This is a genomic window from Streptomyces sp. NPDC031100 (assembly GCF_055570785.1).
Window position 1 is genome coordinate 162,666 of record NZ_JBVIGN010000002.1, and the last position, 21,513, is coordinate 184,178.

Genomic DNA, 21,513 nt, shown 5'->3' on the forward strand with positions numbered 1-21,513 from the left:
CGACCGCCTCCGCTCGCGAAGGGACGTACATGCCCATGGGTCACACGACCACAGCCGAGGCAGGCTCCGGGGGCCTGACAGCGACCGAGCACCGCCTGGCCAACGGTCTGCGCGTGGTGCTCTCCGAGGACCACCTGACCCCGGTGGCAGCGGTGTGCCTCTGGTACGACGTCGGCTCACGCCACGAAGTCAAGGGGCGTACCGGCCTGGCTCACCTTTTCGAGCACCTGATGTTCCAGGGATCGGCGCAGGTCAAGGGCAACGGCCACTTCGAGCTGGTGCAGGGCGCCGGCGGCTCGCTGAACGGCACCACCAGCTTCGAGCGCACCAACTACTTCGAGACCATGCCCGCCCACCAGCTGGAGCTCGCCCTCTGGCTGGAGGCCGACCGTATGGGCTCCCTGCTCGCCGCCCTGGACGACGAGTCCATGGAGAACCAGCGGGACGTCGTCAAGAACGAGCGCCGCCAGCGCTACGACAACGTGCCGTACGGCACCGCCTTCGAGAAGCTGACCGCCCTCGCCTACCCGGAGGGCCACCCCTACCACCACACGCCGATCGGCTCGATGACGGACCTGGACGCGGCCACCCTGGAGGACGCGCGCCGGTTCTTCCGCACCTACTACGCGCCCAACAACGCGGTGCTCTCCGTGGTCGGCGACATCGACCCCGTGCAGACCCTCGCCTGGATCGAGAAGTACTTCGGTTCGATCCCCGCCCACGACGGCAAGCCCCAGCCCCGTGACGGCACCCTGCCGGAGATCATCGGCGAGCAGCTGCGCGAGGTCGTCGTGGAGGAGGTCCCGGCGCGCGCCCTGATGTCCGCCTACCGGCTCCCGCACGACGGCACGCGCGCGGCCGACGCGGCCGACCTGGCGCTCACCGTCCTCGGCGGCGGTGAGTCCTCTCGCCTGTACAACCGGCTCGTGCGCCGCGACCGTACGGCCGTGGCGGCCGGCTTCGGCCTGCTGCGCCTGGCCGGCGCGCCCTCGCTGGGCTGGCTGGACGTGAAGACCTCCGGTGACGTCGAGGTGCCCGTCATCGAGGCCGCCATCGACGAGGAGCTGGCCCGGTTCGCCGAGGAGGGCCCCACGCCCGAGGAGATGGAGCGCGCCCAGGCCCAGTTGGAGCGCGAGTGGCTGGACCGGCTCGGCACCGTCGCCGGCCGCGCCGACGAACTGTGCCGGTACGCCGTCCTGTTCGGGGACCCGCAGCTCGCCCTCACCGCCGTGAAGCGCGTCCTCGCAGTGACCCCCGAGGAGGTCCAGGAGGTCGCCAAGGCCCGCCTGCGCCCCGACAACCGCGCGGTCCTCGTCTACGAGCCGCTGTCCGCCGAGTCCGCCGAACACACCGAGGAAGCGGGGCGCGGCGAGGACCCGGAGCGGGAAGCGACCGTAGAGGCCGGTAACGACAACGAGGAGACGGCCAAGTGACCGAGCTCGCCACGATGGACTTCCACCCCCGTCCGCAGGCCGGCGAGGCCAAGCCCTGGGGTTTCCCGGCCCCCGAGCGCGGCACGCTGGACAACGGGCTGACCGTCCTGCGCTGCCACCGCCCCGGCCAGCAGGTCGTCGCCGTCGAGGTGCTGCTGGACGCGCCCCTGGACGCCGAGCCGGCCGGCCTGGACGGTGTCGCCACGATCATGGCGCGGGCCTTCTCCGAGGGCACCGACAAGCACTCCGCCGAGGAGTTCGCCGCCGAGCTGGAGCGCGCGGGCGCCACCCTCGACGCGCATGCCGACCACCCCGGCGTCCGCCTCAGCCTGGAGGTCCCGGCCTCCCGCCTGGCCAAGGGCCTCGGCCTGCTCGCCGACGCCCTGCGCGCGCCCGCCTTCGCCGAGAGCGAGGTCGAGCGGCTGGTCCGCAACCGCCTGGACGAGATCCCGCACGAGCTGGCCAACCCCGCCCGCCGCGCCGCCAAGGAACTCTCCAAGGAGCTGTTCCCGGCGACCTCGCGCATGTCGCGCCCGCGCCAGGGCACCGAGGAGACCGTCGAGAAGATCGACGCCGCGGCCGTACGCGCCTACTACGACCGCCATGTGCGGCCCGCCACGGCCACCGTGGTCGTGGTCGGCGACCTCACCGGCACCGACCTGGACACGCTGCTCGCCGACACCCTGGGCGCCTGGACCGGTACCCCGGCCCGGCCGCGGCCGGTGCCGCCCGTGAGCGCCGACGACTCCGGCCGCGTGGTCATCGTCGACCGGCCGGGCGCCGTCCAGACACAGCTGCTCATCGGGCGGATCGGCCCCGACCGGCACGACCGCGTGTGGCCCGCCCAGGTGCTCGGCACGTACTGCCTCGGCGGCACCCTCACCTCCCGCCTGGACCGGGTGCTGCGCGAGGAGAAGGGCTACACCTACGGCGTGCGCGCCTTCGGGCAGGTCCTGCGCTCCGCGCCGGACGGAACCGGCTCCGCGATGCTCGCCATCAGCGGCTCCGTGGACACCCCGAACACCGGTCCCGCGCTGCAGGACCTGTGGACGGTGCTGCGCACGCTCGCGGCGGAGGGACTGACCGACGCCGAGCGCGATGTCGCCGTGCAGAACCTCGTCGGCGTGGCGCCGCTGAAGTACGAGACCGCGGCGGCCGTCGCGAGCACGCTGGCGGACCAGGTCGAGCAGCACCTGCCCGACGACTACCAGGCGACGCTGTATCAGCAGCTCGCCGCCACCGGCACCGTGGAGGCCACCGCGGCGGCCGTCAGCGCCTTCCCGGTGGACCGCCTGGTGACCGTCCTCGTCGGTGACGCGGCCCAGATCAAGGAGCCGGTCGCGGCGCTCGGCATCGGCGAAGTCACCGTCGTGACCGCCGACTAGCAGCCGGACGGCGGCACGCGCGCGCGGGGCCCTGGGGACCGACGGGTCATCAGGGCCCCTTGCCGTGCACCGCCCTTCCCCAGATGTCCGAATTGGGGCAGAGGTTGCCTGTCTGACCTGTGGGATGCACTACAAAACCCCGGATCCGTTTGGGGATCGAAAGTCCGGCCCCTTAGCGTCTTCCGGGCTGTTCGTCAGGCAGTGCGCCGCATCCGCGGCACCGGACAGTCATCGCCGAGTCCCCGTACGGCGCGAGCCAGGGGAGCCGGGGACCCAACCGCAGTCCCTGGGGTGAATCGGACGCCCGCGCGCGAGCGAGGGGGCCCGTAGGAGACCTTCCTGCTCCGAACCCGTCAGCTAACCCGGTAGGCGAGAGGGAAGGAAAGGACCAGCCTCTTCATGGCGTTCATGTGCGCCACCGGGAAGCACCGCAAGCCCGGCCGGGTCAAGCGCACCACCGCTCAGGCGGCCGGCGTCGCGGCCCTCACCACCACCGGCGTCATCGGCACCCTCGCGGCCACCCCGGCGCTCGCCGCCGAGAACTCCGTCGAGGAGACCGGCCTCACCCCGGTCATCACCGTGAGCGACACGGTCGCCGAGCAGATCGACGCGCAGGCCGAGGCCCAGCAGCAGGCCGCCGACCAGAAGGCGGCCGAGGAGGCCGCGGCGAAGGCGGCCGCCCAGCGCGCGAAGGAGGTGCGCGAGGCCAGGGCGCGCGCCGCCCGCGAGGCCGAGCGCAAGCGCCTGAACGCCTTCGTCGCCCCGATCGCGCACTCGTACGTCTCCACCGGCTACAAGGCCAGCAGCTCCCTGTGGTCCTCCGGCTCCCACACCGGCATCGACTTCCACGCGGCCAGTGGCACGAGCGTCCACGCGGTCGGCTCGGGCACGGTCGTCTCCACGGGCTGGGGCGGCGCGTACGGCAACCAGATCGTGATACGGATGGCCGACGGCATGTACACCCAGTACGGCCACCTGTCGTCCATCGGCGTCACCGTGGGCCAGAAGGTCACCCCGGGCCAGCAGATCGGCCTGTCCGGCGCGACCGGCAACGTCACGGGGCCGCACCTGCACTTCGAGGCCCGCACGACCCCCGAGTACGGCTCGGACGTCGACCCGCTCGCCTACCTCCGTGGACACGGCGTGAACGTCTGACGCTCCGGCGCACGACATCCCGAAGCCCCGGCTCACGAGCCGGGGCTTTCGCCGTTTTTCGCGGCGCCCGCCGCATCCGCTGTCCAAAATATATCCATGGATTCCGGCCTGCCGTCGGAAATTCCGGCTCATTGCAATAGAGTCACGGAACACACGTCCATCGTCGACGTTTCACGGGGATTAAGGCGGAGGTCGGTCATGCGTATTCCGGCGCACTCGGTGTGCACGGCGATCCGGGACGACATCGTGGCCGGTGTCTACGAGCGCGGCAGCCGCCTCACCGAGGAAGTCCTGGCCCGCCGCTACGGCGTCTCGCGCGTCCCCGTCCGCGAGGCCCTGCGCACCCTGGAGGCGGAGGGCTTCGTGGTGACCCGGCGGCACGCGGGGGCGTGCGTGGCCGAACCGACCGAGCAGGAGGCCGCAGACCTGCTGGAGATGCGGATGCTGCTGGAGCCGCTCGGTGCCTCCCGGGCCGCCCAGCGGCGCACCGAGGCCCATCTGAAGGTGCTGCGCGGGCTGGTCCGGCTGGGCCAGGAGCGGGCCAGGCAGGGCAACCGCGAGGATCTGCGCTCGCTCGGCGGCTGGTTCCACGAGACGCTCGCGCAGGCCTCCGGCAGCCCCTCGCTGACCTCGGTGCTGACCCAGCTGCGGCACAAGATCGCCTGGATGTACGCGGTGGAGGCGCTGCCGAGTCCCGTGGAGTCCTGGACGGAGCACGGCGCGATCGTGGACGCGGTGGCGCGCGGCGACAGCGAACGCGCGCGGGCGATCACGGCGCATCACGCCGAGCGCGCGAAGGGTGCGTACCGGTTGCGGTCGGCCTCGGCCGGCGACCGGTCCGAGCGTGTGAGGAACTCGCAACATGCCGTAAACATGTCGAGCCTTCGGCATTAACGTGGGCGCCGTATACAAAGAGGAGCGATTCGGTGGGCGTGTATTTCCGCTGCCCTTTTCCCGGTGTGCCGTGAATTCGTGGTCGCGCGCCGTCGGTGTGCTCGCGGTGAATTCATTCGATGGGCTGCCGAAAAACGCGGAAGCCGCGTCACCCGGAAAGGGCGACGCGGCTTCCTGGCGCGGCTCAGACGGTCTCGGGCAGCTCTTCCAGGCCCTCGGCGACCAGCTTGGCCAGACGGTCCAGGGCGACGTCCGCGCCCTCGGCGTCGGAGGCGAGGACGATCTCCTCGCCACCCTGGGCGCCCAGGCCCAGGACGGCCAGCATGGAGGCCGCGTTGACGGGGTTGCCGTCAGCCTTGGCGATCGTCACCGGGACGCCTGCGGCCGTGGCGGCTCGGACGAAGATGGAGGCGGGGCGGGCATGGAGGCCCTCGGCCCAGCCGACGTTGACGCGGCGCTCAGCCATGTGTTGCTGCCCTTCAGTGCTCAGGGTTGTCTAGACCAGTTTCCCATAGTGCGAAGCGTGCCCGGAGGTGACGTTCGTCCCCTCCTGCGGATCCTCGGACCGCGGCCTCGGTCCGGCTTCCGTCCTCCACAGACTGCCTCGCGCCGTTGTCGTACGCGAGCCGTACTCTGGGCCCCATGCAGAGCCCGGCGGACCGGCACGACCGGCACGAGTACCCCGCCCACTGGGAGGCGGACGTGGTGCTGCGCGACGGGGGTACCGCGCGCATCCGGCCCATCACCGTTGATGACGCCGACCGCCTGGTCAGCTTCTACGAGCAGGTCTCGGACGAGTCGAAGTACTACCGCTTCTTCGCGCCGTACCCTCGCCTGTCCGCCAAGGACGTCCACCGCTTCACGCACCACGACTTTGTGGACCGGGTGGGACTCGCTGCCACCGTGGGCGGCGAGTTCATCGCCACCGTACGCTATGACCGCATCGGCGCCGACGGCATGCCCGCACCGTCCCACCCGTCGCCCACCACCGCCCTTGCCGGAGGGCGCTTCGCGCCCGCCCCTGATATCCCCGACGAGGCCGAGGTCGCCTTCCTGGTACAGGACGCCCACCAGGGCCGCGGGGTCGCCTCCGCCCTCCTCGAACACATCGCGGCCGTCGCGCGCGAGCGGGGCATCCGCCGCTTCGCCGCCGAGGTGCTGCCCGCCAACACCAAGATGATCAAGGTGTTCACGGATGCCGGGTACACCCAGAAGCGCAGCTTCGAAGACGGCGTCGTACGCCTGGAGTTCGACCTGGAGCCCACCGACCGCTCCCTCGCCGTGCAGCACGCGCGCGAGCAACGCGCCGAGGCCCGCTCGGTACGGCGGCTGCTGGTCCCCGGCTCCGTCGCGGTCGTCGGCGTCGGCCGCGCGCCCGGCGGGGTGGGCCGCAGCGTCCTCGGCAACCTCCGGGACGCCGGCTACCCCGGCCGTCTGTACGCCGTGAACAAGGCCTTCCCCGAGGACCTCAAGGAGGTCGACGGGGTGCCCGCGTACCGCTCGGTGCGGGAGATCGAGGGCCCGGTGGACCTCGCCGTCGTCGCCGTACCGGCCGAGCACGTGCCCGCCGTGGTCTCCGAGTGCGGCGAACACGGGGTGCAGGGACTGGTCGTGCTGTCCGCCGGGTACGCCGAGAGCGGGCCCGAGGGGCGCGAGCGGCAGCGGGCTCTGGTCCAGCACGCGCGCGCGTACGGGATGCGGATCATCGGCCCGAACGCCTTCGGCGTGATCAACACTGCGGCCGAGGTCCGGCTCAACGCCTCGCTCGCCCCCGAGATGCCCCGCCCGGGCCGGATCGGCCTGTTCACGCAGTCCGGGGCCATCGGCATCGCGCTGCTGTCGCGGCTGCACCGGCGCGGGGGAGGCGTCACCGGGGTCACCGGCGTGTCCACGTTCGTGTCCGCCGGGAACCGGGCCGACGTCTCCGGCAACGACGTCCTCCAGTACTGGTACGACGACCCGGAGACCGACGTCGCCCTCATGTACCTGGAGTCCCTCGGCAACCCGCGTAAGTTCACCCGCCTCGCCCGGCGCACGGCGGCGGCGAAGCCGCTGGTCGTGGTGCAGGGAGTCGGGAGCGCGCCGCAGGGCCACGCGGTACGGGCGACACGGCTGCCGCACGAGACCGTCTCCGCGCTGCTGCGGCAGGCCGGGGTGATCCGAGTGGACACGATCACCGAGCTGGTCGACGCGGGTCTGCTGCTCGCCCGGCAGCCGCTGCCCGCGGGGCCACGCGTGGCGATCCTCGGGAACTCCGAGTCGCTGGGGGTGCTGACGTACGACCGGGCTCTTGCGGAGGGGCTGCGGCCGTCGCCTCCGCTGGATCTGACGACCGGGGCGACGGCGGAGGACTTCCACCGGGCGTTGGCGCGGGCGCTGGCGGACGAGACGTGTGACGCCGTTGTCGTCACGGCGATTCCGGCGATCGGGGAGGGGTCGCCGGGGGATGCGGAGCTCGCCGAGGCGCTGCGGTCTGCGGCGGCTTCGGCTCCGGGCAAGCCGGTGCTGGTAGTCCACGTGGAGCTTGGGGGGCTTGCGGAGGCGTTGTCGGCTGCGGCGAGTACGGCACCACAGGCCGTTGCCAAGGCACCCGGCGCTGAGGGCGGTGCCCACCCACCTTCGCTCGAGCGGCGGGACCCCCATCGCCCTGCGGAACGACTGCCCACCGCGGGAGCGGCCTCTGGGACGGCGCCCGCCGCGGTGGAGAGCCCCACCCCTGAAGGCACCCCGTCCCGTCTCATCCCCGCCTACCCCGCCGCCGAGCGTGCCGTACGCGCTCTCGCCGAAGCGGTGAAGTACGCGCAGTGGCGGCGGGAGGCCGCCGATCCGGGGAAGGTGCCGGAGTACGACGACATCGACGAGAAGGGGGCCGCCGAGCTGATCGGCGGGCTGCTCGCGCGCGGGCAGGGGCTCACGATCGGGCAGGCCGAGACCTGCGAGCTGCTGGACAAGTACGGCATCCACGTGCGCCGGGCGCTGGCCGCCCCCACCCCGGACGCAGCCGCCGAGGCCGCCCGCACCCTCGGCTACCCCGTGGCCCTCAAGGCCACCGCCCCACACCTGCGGCACCGGGCCGACCTGGGCGGCGTACGCCTGGACCTGGCGGACGAGGTGCAACTGCGGCGCGCATACGCCGAGTTGACCGAGCTGTTCGGGCTGCCCGAGGAGCTGCGGCCGGTCGTGCAGACCATGGCACCCCGGGGAGTCGACACGGTCGTACGGGCGGTGATCGATCCGGCGGCCGGGGCCGTGCTGTCCTTCGGGCTGGCCGGGGCCGCCTCGCAACTGCTCGGGGACACCGCGCACCGGCTGATCCCAGTCACCGACCGGGAGGCGACCTCGCTGGTGCGGTCCATCCGGACGGCCCCGCTGCTGTTCGGCTGGCGCGGCTCCACGCCCGTGGACACCCCCGCGCTGGAGGAGCTGCTGCTGCGCGTCTCCCGGCTGGTGGACGACCACCCCGAGGTCGTCGCCGTCACCCTGGAGCCGGTCGTCGTCGCCCAGCAGGGCGTGAGCGTCCTGGGCGCCACCCTGCGGCTCGCACCGCCGCCCGCCCGCGACGACCTCGGCCCGCGCACGCTGCCGGCCTACTGAGCAGGGGAGAGGGGGGCACACGTGGAGATCGCCGGACAGCGGCTGCCCGAGGGCAGTTGGTGGGACCGGGAAGTGATCGTCCGGCACGGCGGGCACCTGCGGCCGGCCGCACGTCTCGCGCGTGAACCGGACGAAACACCGCCCCTCGTCGTCGCGTTCGAAGCGGACGCTGGCGGGCCGGAACCCGTCTCCTGTCTGGTCGCCGCCGAGCGGCTGGACGTCCTGCAGGGGCATGTCCGGCGGCGCCCGCACCCGGGCGTCGAGGCCGCCCCCTAGTGGCCGCGACTGGCCCGGACCCCCCTTGCCCACGGATTAGGATGGACGCCATGGCCAAGACCAGTACGACGACCCAGGGGCTGCGCGCGGCGATCGAGCGCAGCGGCTACTACCCGGCCCTCGTGGCCGAGGCGGTGGAGACCGCTGTGGGCGGCGAGCCCATCCGGTCGTACCTGGTCCACCAGGAGACCACGTTCGACCAGAACGAGGTGCGCCGGCACGTGACCGTCCTGGTCCTCACCGGCAACCGCTTCATCGTCAGCCACACCGACGAGCAGGCCGCCGACAGCACCTCCCCGACGCCGTACGCCACGACGTCCACGGAGTCCGTGAAGCTCGGGCGCATCTCCTCGGTCGTGGTCAGCCGGGTGGTCGCGAACCCGGAGCAGTACAAGCCGGGCACGCTGCCCCGCGAGGTCGTGCTGACCATCGGCTGGGGCGCGGTCAGTCGCATCGACCTGGAGCCCGCCGCCTGCGGCGACCCCAACTGCGAGGCCGACCACGGCTACACGGGCAACTCCACGGCGGACGACCTCAGCCTGCGCGTCAGCGAGGCCGGGGACGGCCCGGAGACGGTGCGCCAGGCGCTCGCGTTCGCCCAGGCGATCTCCGAGGCGACCGCGGACGTCACGCGCTGATGTCCCAGCTCTCCGCCTGGGACCACCCGGAACCGCTCGCCCTGGACACCGCGCCGCTGCCCGAGTACGGCACCGGCTCCCTCGCCGACCTCCTGCCCACCCTGGCCGCCGGCCTCGGTGTCCCCGGTACGACCGCCACGATCACGGAACTGACCCCGGCCGACCGGGTCTGTGTCTTCCTGATCGACGGGCTCGGCTGGGAGCAGCTCCGGGCGCACCCCGACGAGGCGCCCTACCTGACCTCGCTCCTCGGCAGCTCGCGCGGCGGCACCGGCCGCCCGCTCACCGCCGGCTACCCGGCGACCACCGCGACCTCCCTGGCCTCCGTCGGCACCGGCCTGCCGCCCGGCGCGCACGGCCTGCCCGGCTACACGGTGCGCAATCCGGCCACCGGCGAGCTGATGAACCAGCTCCGCTGGCAGCCGTACACGGACCCGCGCCCCTGGCAGCCGTACCCCACGGTCTTCCAGCTGGCCCACGAGGCCGGCGTGCACGCGGCGCAGGTGTCCTCGCCCGCCTTCGAGCACACCCCGCTGACCAAGATCGCGCTGAGCGGCGGCACCTTCCACGGACGGCTGACCGGCGAGGACCGCATGGACCTCGCGGCCGAGCAACTGGCCGCCGGTGACCGCTCCCTCGTGTACACCTACTACGCCGAGCTGGACAGCGCCGGACACCGCTACGGGGTCGCCTCCGACACCTGGCGCGGACAGCTCATGTACGTCGACCGGCTCGTCCAGCGTCTGGCCGAGCAACTGCCCCCGCGCAGCGCGCTCTACGTCACCGCCGACCACGGCATGGTCGACGTCCCGTTCGACGAGCAGCACCGCATCGACTTCGACGAGGACTGGGAGCTGCGCGCCGGAGTCGCCCTGCTCGGCGGCGAGGGGCGGGCGCGGCACGTGTACGCGGTGCCGGGCGCCGCGAGCGACGTCCTCACCTGCTGGCGCGAAGTGCTCGGCGAGCAGTTCTGGGTGGCGTCGCGGGACGAGGCGATCGCGGCGGGCTGGTTCGGTCCGCACATCGACGAGCGGGTGTACGACCGCCTCGGCGACGTCGTCGCGGCCGCGCGGGACGACGTGCTGATCATCGCCTCCGAGCGGGAGCCGAAGGAGTCGTCGCTGGTCGGCAACCACGGTTCGATGACCCCTGCCGAGCAGCTGGTCCCGCTGCTCGAAGTACGCTCCTGAACCGTCCCGCCCTGTGACTACTCGCCGAAAGGTGCTCAACTCCTCATGCCCGAGCTGGTGTTCTTCTCCGGAACGATGGACTGCGGGAAGTCGACGCTGGCTCTGCAGATCGAGCACAACCGCTCCGCGCGCGGCCTCGTCGGCATGATCTTCACCCGGGACGACCGGGCGGGCGAGGGAAAGCTGTCCTCCCGGCTGGGCCTCGTCACCGACGCGGTGGAGGTCGAGGACGGCCAGGACCTGTACGCCTACCTCGTCGAGCACCTCTCGCAGGGCGGTCGCGCGGACTACGTGATCGCGGACGAGGCGCAGTTCCTCGCGCCGGGGCAGATAGACCAGCTCGCGCGCGTGGTGGACGACCTCGGCATGGACGTCTTCGCCTTCGGGATCACCACCGACTTCCGTTCCAAGCTCTTCCCGGGCTCCCAGCGGCTGGTGGAGCTGGCCGACCGCATCGAGGTGCTCCAGGTCGAGGCGCTGTGCTGGTGCGGCGCCCGCGCCACGCACAACGCCCGCACGGTGGACGGCGAGATGGTGGTGGAGGGCGCCCAGGTGGTCGTCGGCGACGTCAACCAGTCCGGCGGCGAGGTCGGCTACGAGGTGCTGTGCCGCCGCCACCACCGGCGCCGGATGACCGCCGCGTCGGCCCGCGCGGCGGCCCTGTCCCCGGACGTCCTGCCGGTGCCCTCGGTCTGAGGCTTCCCGGGAGCGGCTCACCGCGGGCCCTGGACCACCGAGAAGACCGCTCCCTCCGGGTCGGCCACCGTGGCGATCCGCCCGTGCTCGCTGTCATGGGACGGCCTGAGCACCCGGCCGCCCAGCTCGGCGACCTGCCGCAGCGTCGCGTCGGTGTCCGCCACCTCGAAGTACGTCAGCCAGTGCGGTCCCCGGTCCCGGGGCAGCCCATGGCCGATCCCGTGGATTCCGGCCACCGGGCGGCCCCCGAGGTGCAGGGTCACGTAGTCGAAGTCGGCGGACACCACCGGCTCCTCCTCGTACCCGAACACGGTCTCGTAGAACTTGGCGACGCTCGCGGTCTCGAAGGTGAGCAGTTCGTTCCAGGCGGGGGTGCCGGGGACGCCGCTGAGCGTCGTGCCGAGGTGGGCCGCCCCCTGCCAGATCCCGAACACCGCCCCGGAGGGGTCGGCGGCGATGGCCAACCGGCCGGCTTCGGCCGCGTCCAGCGGTCCGACGGCCACCGTGCCACCGCACAGGCGCACCTGGTCGGCCGTCTGGTCCACGTCGTCCGAGGCGAGGTAGGGCGTCCAGGCGACCGGCAGCCGGCGGTCGGGCGGCAACTGGCCCATGCCCGCCACCTCGTGCCCGTCCAGCAGAGCCCGCACATAGGGGCCGAGCTGCTGCGGGCCCGGCCGGAACTCCCAGCCGAACAGCTCCCCGTAGAACTCCTCGGTCGCGGCCAGCTGGTGCACCATCAGGCTCACCCAGCCGGGTGCGCCGGGTGCGCGCCGCAGGTGCGCGCCGGCCGACTCCCGTGCCTCGGTCATCGATCACTCTCTCCCCGGCCCCTCGCGGTGGCCGTGTCGCATCCGCTCCCCCGGAAGGGGGGTGCCGCCGGCGCGGGCACGCCCGTGCCGGTACCCGCATCCTCCGAGGTGCCGCAGGCCGGGCCGCGCCGACCGTCCGGCGCCACCTCGGGAAGAATGCCTGATCTGCCGTCTCTCGCCGCTTCCTGACGATGGCGGGCGGGTGTCCGTCAGCTGTACAGCGTGTGCCCGATCCCGTACGCCTGGTGATCGAGCCTGTCCGGCGGAGCAGACTAGTCGGACCTGGACTCCGCGGCCACCCCTGGCGTAAGGATGGACGTCATGACAGCCATCATCACCGCAACCGAACTCGCCGACGCTCTCTCCGCGGGCACCCCGCCCGTCCTGCTGGACGTCCGCTGGCAGCTGAGCGTGGCGAAGGCGGCGGGCGCCCCGGCCTTCGACGGCCGGGCCGAGTATGCGGCCGGGCACATCCCCGGCGCGGTCTTCGTCGACTTGGACCGGGAGCTGGCCTCGGCCCCCGGGGAACGCGGCCGCCATCCCCTGCCCGACCTCGCGGAGTTCGGCGCCGCCATGCGCCGCGCGGGCGTGTCGGCCACCCGGCCGGTCGTCGTCTACGACGGCGGTCAGGGCTGGGCGGCCGCGCGCGCGTGGTGGCTGCTGCGCTGGACGGGTCACCCGGACGTGCGGGTCCTCGACGGCGGTCTGTCGTCCTGGCAGGGCCCGCTCGCGACGGACGTGCCCGCCCCGGCCGAGGGCGACTTCGAACCGGCGCCGGACGCGGCCGGGTTGCTCGACGCGGACGGGGCCGCGGCGCTGGCCCGTTCGGGCGTTCTGCTCGACGCGCGCGCGGGGGAGCGGTACCGGGGCGAGGTGGAGCCGATCGACCGGGTCGGCGGGCACATCCCGGGCGCGGTGTCGGCGCCGACGAACGAGAACGTCGGACCGGACGGCCGCTTCCTGCCCGCGGCGGACCTGCGGGACCGCTTCAAGGCCCTGGGCGTGTCAGAGGAGGCGCCGGTGGGCGTCTACTGCGGCTCGGGCGTCTCGGGCGCGCACGAGGTGCTGGCCCTCGCCGTCGCGGGCATCCCGGCGGCTCTGTACGTCGGCTCGTGGTCGGAGTGGTCCGCGGACCCGTCCCGTCCGGTGGCGGTCGGCCCGGACCCGCAGTAGGCGGGGAAAGAGGGGGGCACGCACGCGTGCCCCCCTTTCATACGGACGTACGGCCGGTTTACTCCTGCTTCTTGCGCCGCGTGCCGAACACGATCTCGTCCCAGCTCGGGACCGCGGCGCGGCGGCCGGGACGGACACCGTCGGCCTCGGCCTGACGGTCGGTGGCGCCGATGAGCCGGTCCCGGTGGCTGCCGACCGAGCGGGGCATGAGGACGTCCGCGTAGGCGGAGCCGGCCGAGGCGGCGGGCGCCGGGGGCTCCTCCGCTGCGGGTTCCTCGGGGGGCTCCTCCGGGGATTCCGCGGGCCGTTCCGGGACCACCATGTCGCCCCGGAAGCTCGGTACGGCCTCCAACAGGCTGGTCAGCGAGTCTCGTTCGCCCGTGCTCTCCTCGGCGGGCTCGGACGACTGTGCCGGCAGGCTCGGCCGCTCCCGGTCGCCCCGGTCGAGGGCGCGGTCCAGCGAGCGCTCGCGTGGCAGCCGGGCGATGCGTGGGACGAACGGGAAGCTCGGCTCGGGTACGGCGAGGTCGTCGGACTCGCCGATCAGCGAGCGCGCCTCGTCGTCGACGGCCTGGACGAGCCGCCGGGGCGGGTCGTAGGTCCAGCTCGCCGAGTGCGGTTCGCCCGCGACCCGGTAGACGAGCAGGACCTCCCAGGTGCCGTCGTCGCGGCGCCAGGAGTCCCACTGCACGGTGTCCTTCTCGGCGCCGCGCAGCAGCAGCCGCTCCTGGACGGCCTCGCCGAGCAGCGGGCCGGAGTTCTCGCCGGGGCGGCGGACCGGGGTCTTGCGGGCCCGCTCGGCCATGAAGGCGCGCTCGGCCAGCACCGGTCCCTCGAAGCGCCGTACCCGGTCGACGGGAATGCCGGCGAGCTGGGCGACCTCTTCCGCGGTGGCACCCGCGCGTATACGGGCCTGGATGTCACGGGGGCGGAGATGGCTCTCCACCTCGATCTCGATCTGGCCGAGGCGGGGCCGGTCGCCGCGCACGGCGGCACGCAGCCGTTCGTCGATCGGAAGCGTGTACTCCGTTGCGTCGGCAGCCTTCAGCACCAGCCGTGTGCCGTCATTCGAGACGGCCACGACACGCAGTTCGGGCATGGGGACCTCCCGGGTGGTGCCTGCCGACGTCACGTGCGTCGCTGCTTCCGCTAGTCGAGTGTGGCCTGCCCGGGTGCAGCCTGCCACAACCTTGCCGAGTTGCCCGGCGTGTCGGGCACGGGCCCTGGGCCGCCGTTATGGCACGGTTACCTATTCGCAACGCTAAGTGACGAACTCCGTCACCCTGTGCAACTAGCCCCCTCCCGGCGGTCCTGCGAGGCCGCGGACACCCTGGTGGGAGACCGGACCCAGGGCTCGCAACAGTACTCCATTTGGACCACGGGCGTGGATTGGCACGCCGCCCAACTTCTGGCAAGGGGTGCGACTTGGCCGCCCACGAGCGCATTCTGCCGATCATGAACGTGGCGAACTTCACGCAATCACCAGAAACGGAACTATTGGTTTCGTGCGTACGTCCCTTTCTCGTGCAGTCGACCGATCAGGTCGTTCAAGTACGGGAAAGGCAGGCAAGTTCCGGGTATGAGTGCAACGCCCGATACGGGTCGAAAGCGGATCGATCTGAGCGTCCCTCAGGTCGCGGGCAGCGCCCTGGCGGCGGTCGTGGCGGCCAAACTGGCTTCGTACTTCGGGGTGTACGGCACGATCGTCGGCGCCGGGCTCATCAGCGTCGTCGCCACCTGCGGCGGCACCCTCTTCCAGCACTTCTTCAAGCGGACCGGGGAGCAGATCCGGGAGGCCACGGTCACCTCCCGGCCGAAGGACCAGGGGCCGCAGGACCAAGTGCCACCGGCTCCGGGCGAGTTCACCGAGGGGACCGTCTACCGCGCGCGGGTGAAGAGCTGGAAGCGCCCGGTCCTCGCGGCCGCCCTCGTCTTCGGCGTCACCATGGCCGGCATCACCACGTACGAGCTGGTGAGCGGCACCAGCTTCAGTGGCGGTACGGGTACGACGGTCGGCGACGCCGTCGGCGGCCGGGGCTCGTCCTCCTCGAAGTCCCGTGAGGACAAGGCCCCTTCGCCGCCCACGTCCTCTTCGCCGCCCACGTCCCCCTCGTCTCCCGCGCCGTCTTCGCACGCACCGCCGGAAGGTACCCACGAGGGTGGTACGACCGACACCGCGACGCCCACGCCGGGTGACTCGGCGAGCCGGGAGCCGAGCGGCGACCCGGACACCCCGACCCCCACGCCCAGCGGGTCCGGCGCGACGGCTACGCCCCCAGAACCCTCCGCAAGTAGTCGTTCTGGAACAGCCGTTCCGGGTCAAGACGGTCCCGCAGCGCCGTGAACTCGCCGAAGCGCGGGTACACCTCGGCGAAGTACTCCGCGTCCCGCGTGTGCACCTTGCCCCAGTGCGGCCGGCCCTCGTGCGCGGTGAAGATGCGCTCGGCGGCGGTGAAGTACGCCTGGTACGGCGTGCCCCGGAACATGTGGACGGCGATGTAGGCGCTGTCCCGGTCGGATGCGGTGGACAGGGTGATGTCGTCGGCCGGGGCGGTGCGCACCTCGACCGGGAAGCTGATGCGCAGGCCGGAGCGGTCGACCATGGCCTTCAGCTCGCGCAGCGTGTCGACCAGGGCCGCGCGCGGGACGGCGTACTCCATCTCCACGAAGCGCACCCGGCGCGGCGAGGTGAAGACCTTGTAAGGGATGTCGGTGTACGTCCGCGCGGACAGGGCCTTGCTGGAGACCTGGGCGATCGCCGGAATGGTCGCGGGCGCGGCGCGTCCGACCCACTGGGCCACCTGGAAGACGCCGTTGGAGAGGAACTCGTCCTCGAGCCACCCGGCGAGCTGCCCCACCGGCTGCTCGGGGCCCGCGCTGCGGTTGTTGCGCTTGGTGTTGGTGTTGTCGGTGTGCGGGAACCAGTAGAACTCGAAGTGTTCGTTCTCGGCCCACAGTTGGTCGAACTCGGCCAGCACCCGGTCGAGGGCCATCGGCTCCTCGCGCGCGGTGAGCAGGAAGACCGGCTCCACGGCGAAGGTGATCGCGGTGATGATGCCGAGGGCACCGAGGCCTATGCGGGCGGCCGCGAAGACGGCACGTTCCTCTTCGGTCCCCTTCTCGGAACAGGTGAGCACGGAGCCGTCGCCCGTGACGAGTTCGAGTCCCCTGATCTGGGCGGCGATGGAGCCGGACTCGCGGCCGGTGCCGTGGGTGCCGGTGCTGGTGGCCCCGGAGACCGTCTGCTCCATGATGTCGCCCATGTTGGTGAGCGACAGCCCCTCGCGCGCCAGGACCGCATTGAGTCTCTTGAGCGGGGTGCCCGCCTCGACCGTGACGGTCATGGCGTCCCGGTCAATGTTGCGGATTCCCGTCAACAGTTGAGGGCGGATCAACACACCGTCGGTGGCGGCGATGGACGTGAAGGAGTGCCCCGTGCCGACGGCCTTCACCTTCAGGCCGTCCTCGGCGGCCCTGCGGACGGCCGCGGCCAGTTCCTCCACCGAGGCCGGCTCGACCTGCCGGGCGGGGCGGGCGGCGACATTGCCGCCCCAGTTACGCCAGGTGCCGTTCTTCGCGCTCGCTGTGGTGCTCAACGGTGCCTCCCCGACCCGCGGCCGGCCTGCGCAGCCGGCGGTACCCGAGGAAACCGACCGCGACCGCGACGGCACCGGACACGGCCGGAACCCCGTACCCGGCACGCGCGCCGGCTGCGTCGATCACCCAGCCGGCCACGGAGGAGCCGAGCGCGACACCGACCGCGAGGCCGGTGCTCACCCAGGTCATGCCCTCGGTGAGCTTTGCGCGAGGTACGTGCTCTTCGATGAGGGACATCGTCGTGATCATCGTCGGTGCGATGGACAGCCCCGCAACGAACAGCGCCACGGCCAGAAGCGGCAGGCTTCCGACCAGTAGGAGGGGGATCATACTCACGGCCATCGCCGTCACGCCCAGCAGCCAGCGACGTTCCGGTGTTCCCGCGAAGCGCAGCAGTCCGAAGACCATGCCGGCCACGCAGGAACCGGCCGCGTACAGCGCCAGCACCAGGCTCGCGGCGGCCTTGTGGCCCTGCTCGTCGGCGAAGGCGACGGTGACCACGTCGACGGACCCGAAGATCGTCCCCGTGGCCGCGAAGGTCGCCACCAGGACCTGGAGCCCGGCCGAGCGCAGCGCGCTGCCGCCGCCGTGCCGCTCGCGCGGGTGCGGCTCCGGCTCGGTGGCGCGCTGGGCGGTCAGCCAGAAGACGCCGACGGCCAGGAAGCAGCCGGCCAGCAGGGGACCGGCCTCCGGGAACCACGACGTGGACAGACCGATGGAGATGATCGGCCCGAAGATGAAGCAGACCTCGTCCACCACCGACTCGAACGAGTAGGCGGTGTGCAGCTTCGGCGTGCCCCGGTACAGGGCCGCCCAGCGGGCCCGGATCATCGCGCCCAGGCTCGGCACCGAGCCGATCCCGGCCGCGCAGACGAACAGCACCCAGTCCGGCCACCTGACGTGCGCGGCGAGCAGCAGCCCGGCGGCGGCCAGGAGTGCCACCAGGGTCGCGGGGCGCAGCACCCGGCGCTGGCCGTGCTGATCCACCAGCCGGGATATCTGGGGCCCGATCGCGGCGGCGGACAGCGCGATGGTGGCCGACAGAGCGCCCGCGAGGCCGTAGCGCCCGGTGAGCTGGGAGACCATCGTGACGACGCCGATGCCCATCATCGACAGCGGCATCCGGCCGAGGAAACCCGCGGCGGAGAAGCCCTTGGTGCCGGGCTCGGCGAACAGGGCGCGGTAGGGGCTGGGCACGTGGTCTCCGGGGCGGGTGGGTAAGGCGCGAAGGCTGGCGATACAGCTTACGAGTTAGGTGACCCTAATTGCACCGGGAATGACACGGGAATGACAGGGGGAAATACCGGACTAAACCCACTGGAACCCGACTCTTCACCCTGCTGTTGCCGGACTGTCGGTGCCGGGTGGCAGGATCGAGGCATGCCAGACGCGCTCGATGCCACCCCGTACGACGCCCTGCTCCTGCTCTCCTTCGGCGGCCCCGAAGGCCCGGACGACGTGGTCCCGTTCCTGGAGAACGTCACGCGCGGGCGCGGCATCCCCAAGGAACGCCTCAAGGAAGTCGGGCAGCACTACTTCCTGTTCGGCGGGGTCAGCCCGATCAACGACCAGAACCGCGCCCTGCTGGACGCCCTGCGCAAGGACTTCGCCGAGCACGGCCTGGACCTGCCGGTCTACTGGGGCAACCGCAACTGGGCGCCGTACCTGACGGACACCCTGCGCGAGATGGTCGCCGACGGCCGCCGCCGCATCCTGGTGCTCGCCACCAGCGCCTACGCCTCCTACTCCGGCTGCCGCCAGTACCGCGAGAACCTCGCCGACGCGCTGGCCGCCCTCCAGGCCGAGGGCCTCGAGCTGCCGAAGATCGACAAGTTGCGGCACTACTTCAACCACCCCGGCTTCGTCGAGCCCATGGTCGACGGTGTGCTGCACTCCCTCGCGGACCTCCCCGAGGACGTCCGCGACGGCGCCCACATCGCGTTCACCACCCACTCCATCCCGACCGCGGCCGCCGACACCTCCGGCCCGGTCGAGACCCACGGCGAGGGGGGCGCGTACGTCGAGCAGCATCTGGACGTGGCCCAGCTGATCGCCGACGCCGTCCGCGAGCGCACCGGTATCGACCACCCCTGGCGGCTCGTCTACCAGTCCCGCTCCGGCGCCCCGCACATCCCGTGGCTGGAGCCGGACATCTGCGACCACCTCGACGCGGAGCACGCCGCCGGCGTTCCGGCCGTCGTCATGGCGCCCATCGGCTTCGTCTCGGACCACATGGAGGTCCTCTACGACCTCGACACGGAGGCCACGGACAGGGCCGAGGAACTGGGCCTGCCGGTGCGCCGTTCGGCCACCGTGGGCGCCGACCCGCGGTTCGCCGCCGCGATCCGCGAGCTGATCCTGGAGCGGGCCGCCGTGGAGCGGGGGCAGCAGGTCACGCCGTGCGCCCTCGGCGCGCTCGGCGCGAGTCACAACCTCTGCCCGGTCGGCTGCTGCCCGTCCCGCACCCCCCACCCCGCTGCCGCGGGCGCCGACAGCCCCTACGCGTAAGGAGACCCGTGACCGACCCCCTGCACAGGGAACTGCTCGACCTGGCCCAGGAGGCCGCCCGCAGCGCCGGTGAGCTGCTGCGCGACGGACGCCCGGCCGACCTGGCGGTGGCCAGGACCAAGTCGAGTCCGATCGACGTCGTCACCGAGATGGACATCGCGGCCGAGAAGCTGATCACCGATCTGATCTCCGGCCGCCGCCCCCGCGACGGCTTCCTCGGCGAGGAGGGCGCCGCCACCGAGGGCACGAGCGGCATCCGCTGGGTGATCGACCCGCTCGACGGCACGGTCAACTACCTGTACGGGCTGCCGACCTGGGCTGTGTCCATCGCGGCCGAGCAGGACGGCGAGACCCTCGTCGGGGTGGTCGCGGCTCCGATGCGCGGCGAGACGTACCACGCGGTACGCGGCGAGGGTGCCTGGGTCACCGGCGCGTGGGAGGGCGAGCGCGCGCTGTCCTGCCGCACCGCGGCCCCGCTGGACCAGGCGCTGGTGTCCACCGGCTTCAACTACGTCACCGAGGTCCGCGCGCACCAGGCCGAGGTGGCCGGCCGGCTCGTCCCGCTGCTGCGGGACATCCGGCGCAGCGGGTCGGCGGCGGTCGACCTGTGCGATGTGGCCTGCGGCCGGCTGGACGGCTACTACGAGCGGGGACTGAACGCCTGGGACTTCGCCGCCGGTGATCTGATCGCGCGCGAGGCGGGTGCGCTGACCGGTGGACGGCCCGGAGAGCGGCCGTCCCGTGAGCTGACGGTCGCCGGTACACCGGGGGTCTTCGAGCCCCTCCAGCGCCTGCTGGAGGACTTCGGAGCCTGGCACGACTGACAAGGGCCGCGCCGGGCTCGGCACCGCCGGCCACGAGAAACGAGCAGGACCCCCGGCGCTGGATTCGCCGGGGGTCCTGCCGTGTGTGCTTCGGGCCGATCAGACGCGTGACGCGCCGACCTCCACACCGTGTTCGGCGGCGAGGCGGCGCAGGTCGTCGAGCTCTGCCTGCTCCACCTCGGCGAGGAAGTCGTCGCCCTCGTCACGAGCCCGCGACAGGTCGGACTCGGTCGCCCTTATGCGCTGCAGAAGTCCTGCGGTGAATGCGTCCATGCTGCGCCCCCTCGTCCTGGGTCGTGGGTCGGTGGCACGGGGGTGTGCCGTTCGGAAGGGGCGATCACGTCTCTCGCAGGTGCCCAGCGCTGCCCTGCCGGGCGGCGACGGTGCCGGACACCCACGCCCGCTCTGCGGAAGCGGAAGACGAAGTACCGCATGGTGTTGCGGCACATGCAGAGCGTGATCGCGGGGTGTAAAGCCGTCCTCCCCTCGCTCCCTTCCCCGGAAACCTCAACCACTCGAGAAAATCCCGCATTCCCGCTCCAGGAACGGGATCTCTGCGGCCCGGACCCCGCCTTACAGCCGACTTACGGCCGAAAAGGGCAGGATGGAGGTCAGATCCCACGGACACCCCTGCCCGCGCGCTCACGGAGCGCTACGCGGGTGGACACAGGAAGGACAAGCGACGTGCGCGTACTCGTCGTCGAGGACGAGCAACTGCTCGCCGATGCGGTGGCCACCGGACTGCGCCGGGAGGCCATGGCCGTCGACGTCGTGTACGACGGTGCGGCCGCCCTGGAGCGCATCGGCGTCAACGACTACGACGTGGTCGTCCTCGACCGTGACCTCCCGCTCGTCCACGGCGACGACGTCTGCCGCAAGATCGTGGAGCTGGGCATGCCCACGCGCGTGCTCATGCTCACCGCCTCCGGCGACGTCAGCGACCGTGTCGAGGGTCTGGAGATCGGCGCCGACGACTATCTCCCCAAGCCGTTCGCGTTCAGCGAGCTGATCGCGCGCGTGCGCGCCCTCGGACGGCGTACGAGCGTGCCCCTGCCTCCGGTCCTGGAGCGCGCCGGCATCAAGCTCGACCCCAACCGCCGCGAGGTCTTCCGCGACGGCAAGGAGGTCCAGCTCGCACCCAAGGAGTTCGCCGTCCTGGAGGTGCTGATGCGCAGCGAGGGCGCGGTCGTCTCGGCCGAGCAGCTGCTGGAGAAGGCCTGGGACGAGAACACCGACCCGTTCACCAACGTCGTGCGCGTGACGGTCATGACGCTGCGCCGCAAGCTCGGCGAACCGCCCGTGATCGTCACCGTGCCCGGTTCCGGCTACCGGATCTGATCC

General features: G+C 72.2%; 20 protein-coding genes and 1 riboswitch. Of the genes, 14 read left to right on the forward strand and 6 right to left on the reverse strand.

Annotated features, from left to right (window positions below; all coding sequences use genetic code 11):
• Window positions 1-29: 29 nt before the first annotated feature.
• The 4 genes from ACZ5DS_RS05060 (at window position 30) to ACZ5DS_RS05075 (ending at window position 4,867) form a co-directional block, all read left to right on the forward strand.
• Window positions 30-1,433, forward strand: coding sequence for a M16 family metallopeptidase (locus ACZ5DS_RS05060; protein ID WP_468234247.1), 1,404 nt, complete (start codon window positions 30-32; stop codon window positions 1,431-1,433).
• A complete protein-coding gene (locus tag ACZ5DS_RS05065) occupies window positions 1,430-2,818 on the forward strand; it encodes a M16 family metallopeptidase (RefSeq protein ID WP_468234249.1) in 1,389 nt (462 codons plus the stop codon). Before ACZ5DS_RS05060 ends, ACZ5DS_RS05065 begins: the two co-directional genes overlap by 4 nt.
• 222 nt (window positions 2,819-3,040) lie before the next feature.
• Window positions 3,041-3,205: riboswitch (cyclic di-AMP (ydaO/yuaA leader) on the forward strand.
• Between the two features lie 12 nt (window positions 3,206-3,217).
• Complete coding sequence (locus ACZ5DS_RS05070) at window positions 3,218-3,973, forward strand: M23 family metallopeptidase (RefSeq protein WP_468234251.1); 756 nt, start codon at window positions 3,218-3,220, stop codon at window positions 3,971-3,973.
• A 198-nt stretch (window positions 3,974-4,171) separates the two neighbouring features.
• The gene (locus ACZ5DS_RS05075) at window positions 4,172-4,867 is read left to right on the forward strand and encodes a GntR family transcriptional regulator (RefSeq protein ID WP_468234254.1); all 696 of its coding nucleotides are present in this window, start codon (window positions 4,172-4,174) and stop codon (window positions 4,865-4,867) included.
• Window positions 4,868-5,051: 184 nt separating this feature from the next.
• Here ACZ5DS_RS05075 and ACZ5DS_RS05080 read toward each other — a convergent pair whose 3' ends face one another.
• Window positions 5,052-5,333 carry an HPr family phosphocarrier protein gene (locus tag ACZ5DS_RS05080; protein ID WP_053655224.1) on the reverse strand — a complete coding sequence of 94 codons (282 nt, stop codon included), beginning with the start codon at window positions 5,331-5,333 and terminating at the stop codon, window positions 5,052-5,054.
• Window positions 5,334-5,509: 176 nt separating this feature from the next.
• Here ACZ5DS_RS05080 and ACZ5DS_RS05085 point away from each other — a divergent pair, with 176 nt between their 5' ends.
• From ACZ5DS_RS05085 to ACZ5DS_RS05105, 5 genes are read left to right on the forward strand one after another with little or no spacing between them, the layout of a single operon-like run.
• Complete coding sequence (locus ACZ5DS_RS05085; protein ID WP_468234257.1) at window positions 5,510-8,461, forward strand: bifunctional acetate--CoA ligase family protein/GNAT family N-acetyltransferase; 2,952 nt, start codon at window positions 5,510-5,512, stop codon at window positions 8,459-8,461.
• 21 nt (window positions 8,462-8,482) lie between these two features.
• Window positions 8,483-8,737, forward strand: a complete 255-nt coding sequence (locus ACZ5DS_RS05090) for a hypothetical protein (protein WP_468234259.1) — start codon at window positions 8,483-8,485, stop codon at window positions 8,735-8,737.
• 41 nt (window positions 8,738-8,778) lie between these two features.
• A complete protein-coding gene (locus ACZ5DS_RS05095) occupies window positions 8,779-9,375 on the forward strand; it encodes a DUF5998 family protein (protein ID WP_468234261.1) in 597 nt (198 codons plus the stop codon).
• Window positions 9,375-10,565 (forward strand): alkaline phosphatase family protein, encoded by a 1,191-nt coding sequence (locus ACZ5DS_RS05100; RefSeq protein WP_468234263.1) that lies wholly within the window; start codon window positions 9,375-9,377, stop codon window positions 10,563-10,565. The genes ACZ5DS_RS05095 and ACZ5DS_RS05100 overlap by 1 nt, the downstream gene beginning before the upstream one ends.
• A gap of 45 nt (window positions 10,566-10,610) precedes the next feature.
• The gene (locus tag ACZ5DS_RS05105) at window positions 10,611-11,261 is read left to right on the forward strand and encodes a thymidine kinase (protein ID WP_468234266.1); all 651 of its coding nucleotides are present in this window, start codon (window positions 10,611-10,613) and stop codon (window positions 11,259-11,261) included.
• A 17-nt stretch (window positions 11,262-11,278) separates the two neighbouring features.
• Here ACZ5DS_RS05105 and ACZ5DS_RS05110 read toward each other — a convergent pair whose 3' ends face one another.
• Complete coding sequence (locus ACZ5DS_RS05110) at window positions 11,279-12,070, reverse strand: VOC family protein (protein WP_468234269.1); 792 nt, start codon at window positions 12,068-12,070, stop codon at window positions 11,279-11,281.
• Window positions 12,071-12,391: 321 nt separating this feature from the next.
• Between ACZ5DS_RS05110 and ACZ5DS_RS05115 the strand changes: the two genes are divergently transcribed.
• The gene (locus ACZ5DS_RS05115) at window positions 12,392-13,243 is read left to right on the forward strand and encodes a sulfurtransferase (RefSeq protein ID WP_468234272.1); all 852 of its coding nucleotides are present in this window, start codon (window positions 12,392-12,394) and stop codon (window positions 13,241-13,243) included.
• A 58-nt stretch (window positions 13,244-13,301) separates the two neighbouring features.
• Here ACZ5DS_RS05115 and sepH read toward each other — a convergent pair whose 3' ends face one another.
• Window positions 13,302-14,342, reverse strand: a complete 1,041-nt coding sequence (gene sepH / locus ACZ5DS_RS05120) for a septation protein SepH (protein ID WP_468234275.1) — start codon at window positions 14,340-14,342, stop codon at window positions 13,302-13,304.
• Window positions 14,343-14,822: 480 nt separating this feature from the next.
• Between sepH and ACZ5DS_RS05125 the strand changes: the two genes are divergently transcribed.
• On the forward strand, window positions 14,823-15,587 hold the full coding sequence (locus ACZ5DS_RS05125) for a hypothetical protein (protein ID WP_468234278.1): 765 nt from the start codon (window positions 14,823-14,825) through the stop codon (window positions 15,585-15,587).
• On the opposite strand, the gene ACZ5DS_RS05130 is transcribed toward ACZ5DS_RS05125, so the two are convergent.
• Both ACZ5DS_RS05130 and ACZ5DS_RS05135 read right to left on the reverse strand, forming a co-directional pair.
• The gene (locus tag ACZ5DS_RS05130; protein ID WP_468234280.1) at window positions 15,511-16,839 is read right to left on the reverse strand and encodes a D-arabinono-1,4-lactone oxidase; all 1,329 of its coding nucleotides are present in this window, start codon (window positions 16,837-16,839) and stop codon (window positions 15,511-15,513) included. The two genes, ACZ5DS_RS05125 and ACZ5DS_RS05130, sit on opposite strands and share 77 nt — an antisense overlap.
• Window positions 16,799-18,037 (reverse strand): MFS transporter, encoded by a 1,239-nt coding sequence (locus ACZ5DS_RS05135; protein ID WP_468234282.1) that lies wholly within the window; start codon window positions 18,035-18,037, stop codon window positions 16,799-16,801. Before ACZ5DS_RS05135 ends, ACZ5DS_RS05130 begins: the two co-directional genes overlap by 41 nt.
• A 183-nt stretch (window positions 18,038-18,220) precedes the next feature.
• Between ACZ5DS_RS05135 and ACZ5DS_RS05140 the strand changes: the two genes are divergently transcribed.
• The gene (locus ACZ5DS_RS05140; RefSeq protein ID WP_468234285.1) at window positions 18,221-19,348 is read left to right on the forward strand and encodes a ferrochelatase; all 1,128 of its coding nucleotides are present in this window, start codon (window positions 18,221-18,223) and stop codon (window positions 19,346-19,348) included.
• An 8-nt stretch (window positions 19,349-19,356) separates the two neighbouring features.
• On the forward strand, window positions 19,357-20,172 hold the full coding sequence (locus tag ACZ5DS_RS05145; protein WP_468234287.1) for an inositol monophosphatase family protein: 816 nt from the start codon (window positions 19,357-19,359) through the stop codon (window positions 20,170-20,172).
• Window positions 20,173-20,271: 99 nt separating this feature from the next.
• Here the strand turns inward: ACZ5DS_RS05145 and ACZ5DS_RS05150 are convergent, their stop codons facing one another.
• On the reverse strand, window positions 20,272-20,445 hold the full coding sequence (locus ACZ5DS_RS05150; protein ID WP_186581674.1) for a hypothetical protein: 174 nt from the start codon (window positions 20,443-20,445) through the stop codon (window positions 20,272-20,274).
• 411 nt (window positions 20,446-20,856) lie between these two features.
• Here ACZ5DS_RS05150 and ACZ5DS_RS05155 point away from each other — a divergent pair, with 411 nt between their 5' ends.
• Window positions 20,857-21,510: a response regulator transcription factor gene (locus ACZ5DS_RS05155; RefSeq protein ID WP_003993508.1), complete on the forward strand. Its 654-nt coding sequence runs from the start codon at window positions 20,857-20,859 to the stop codon at window positions 21,508-21,510.
• Window positions 21,511-21,513: the final 3 nt, after the last annotated feature.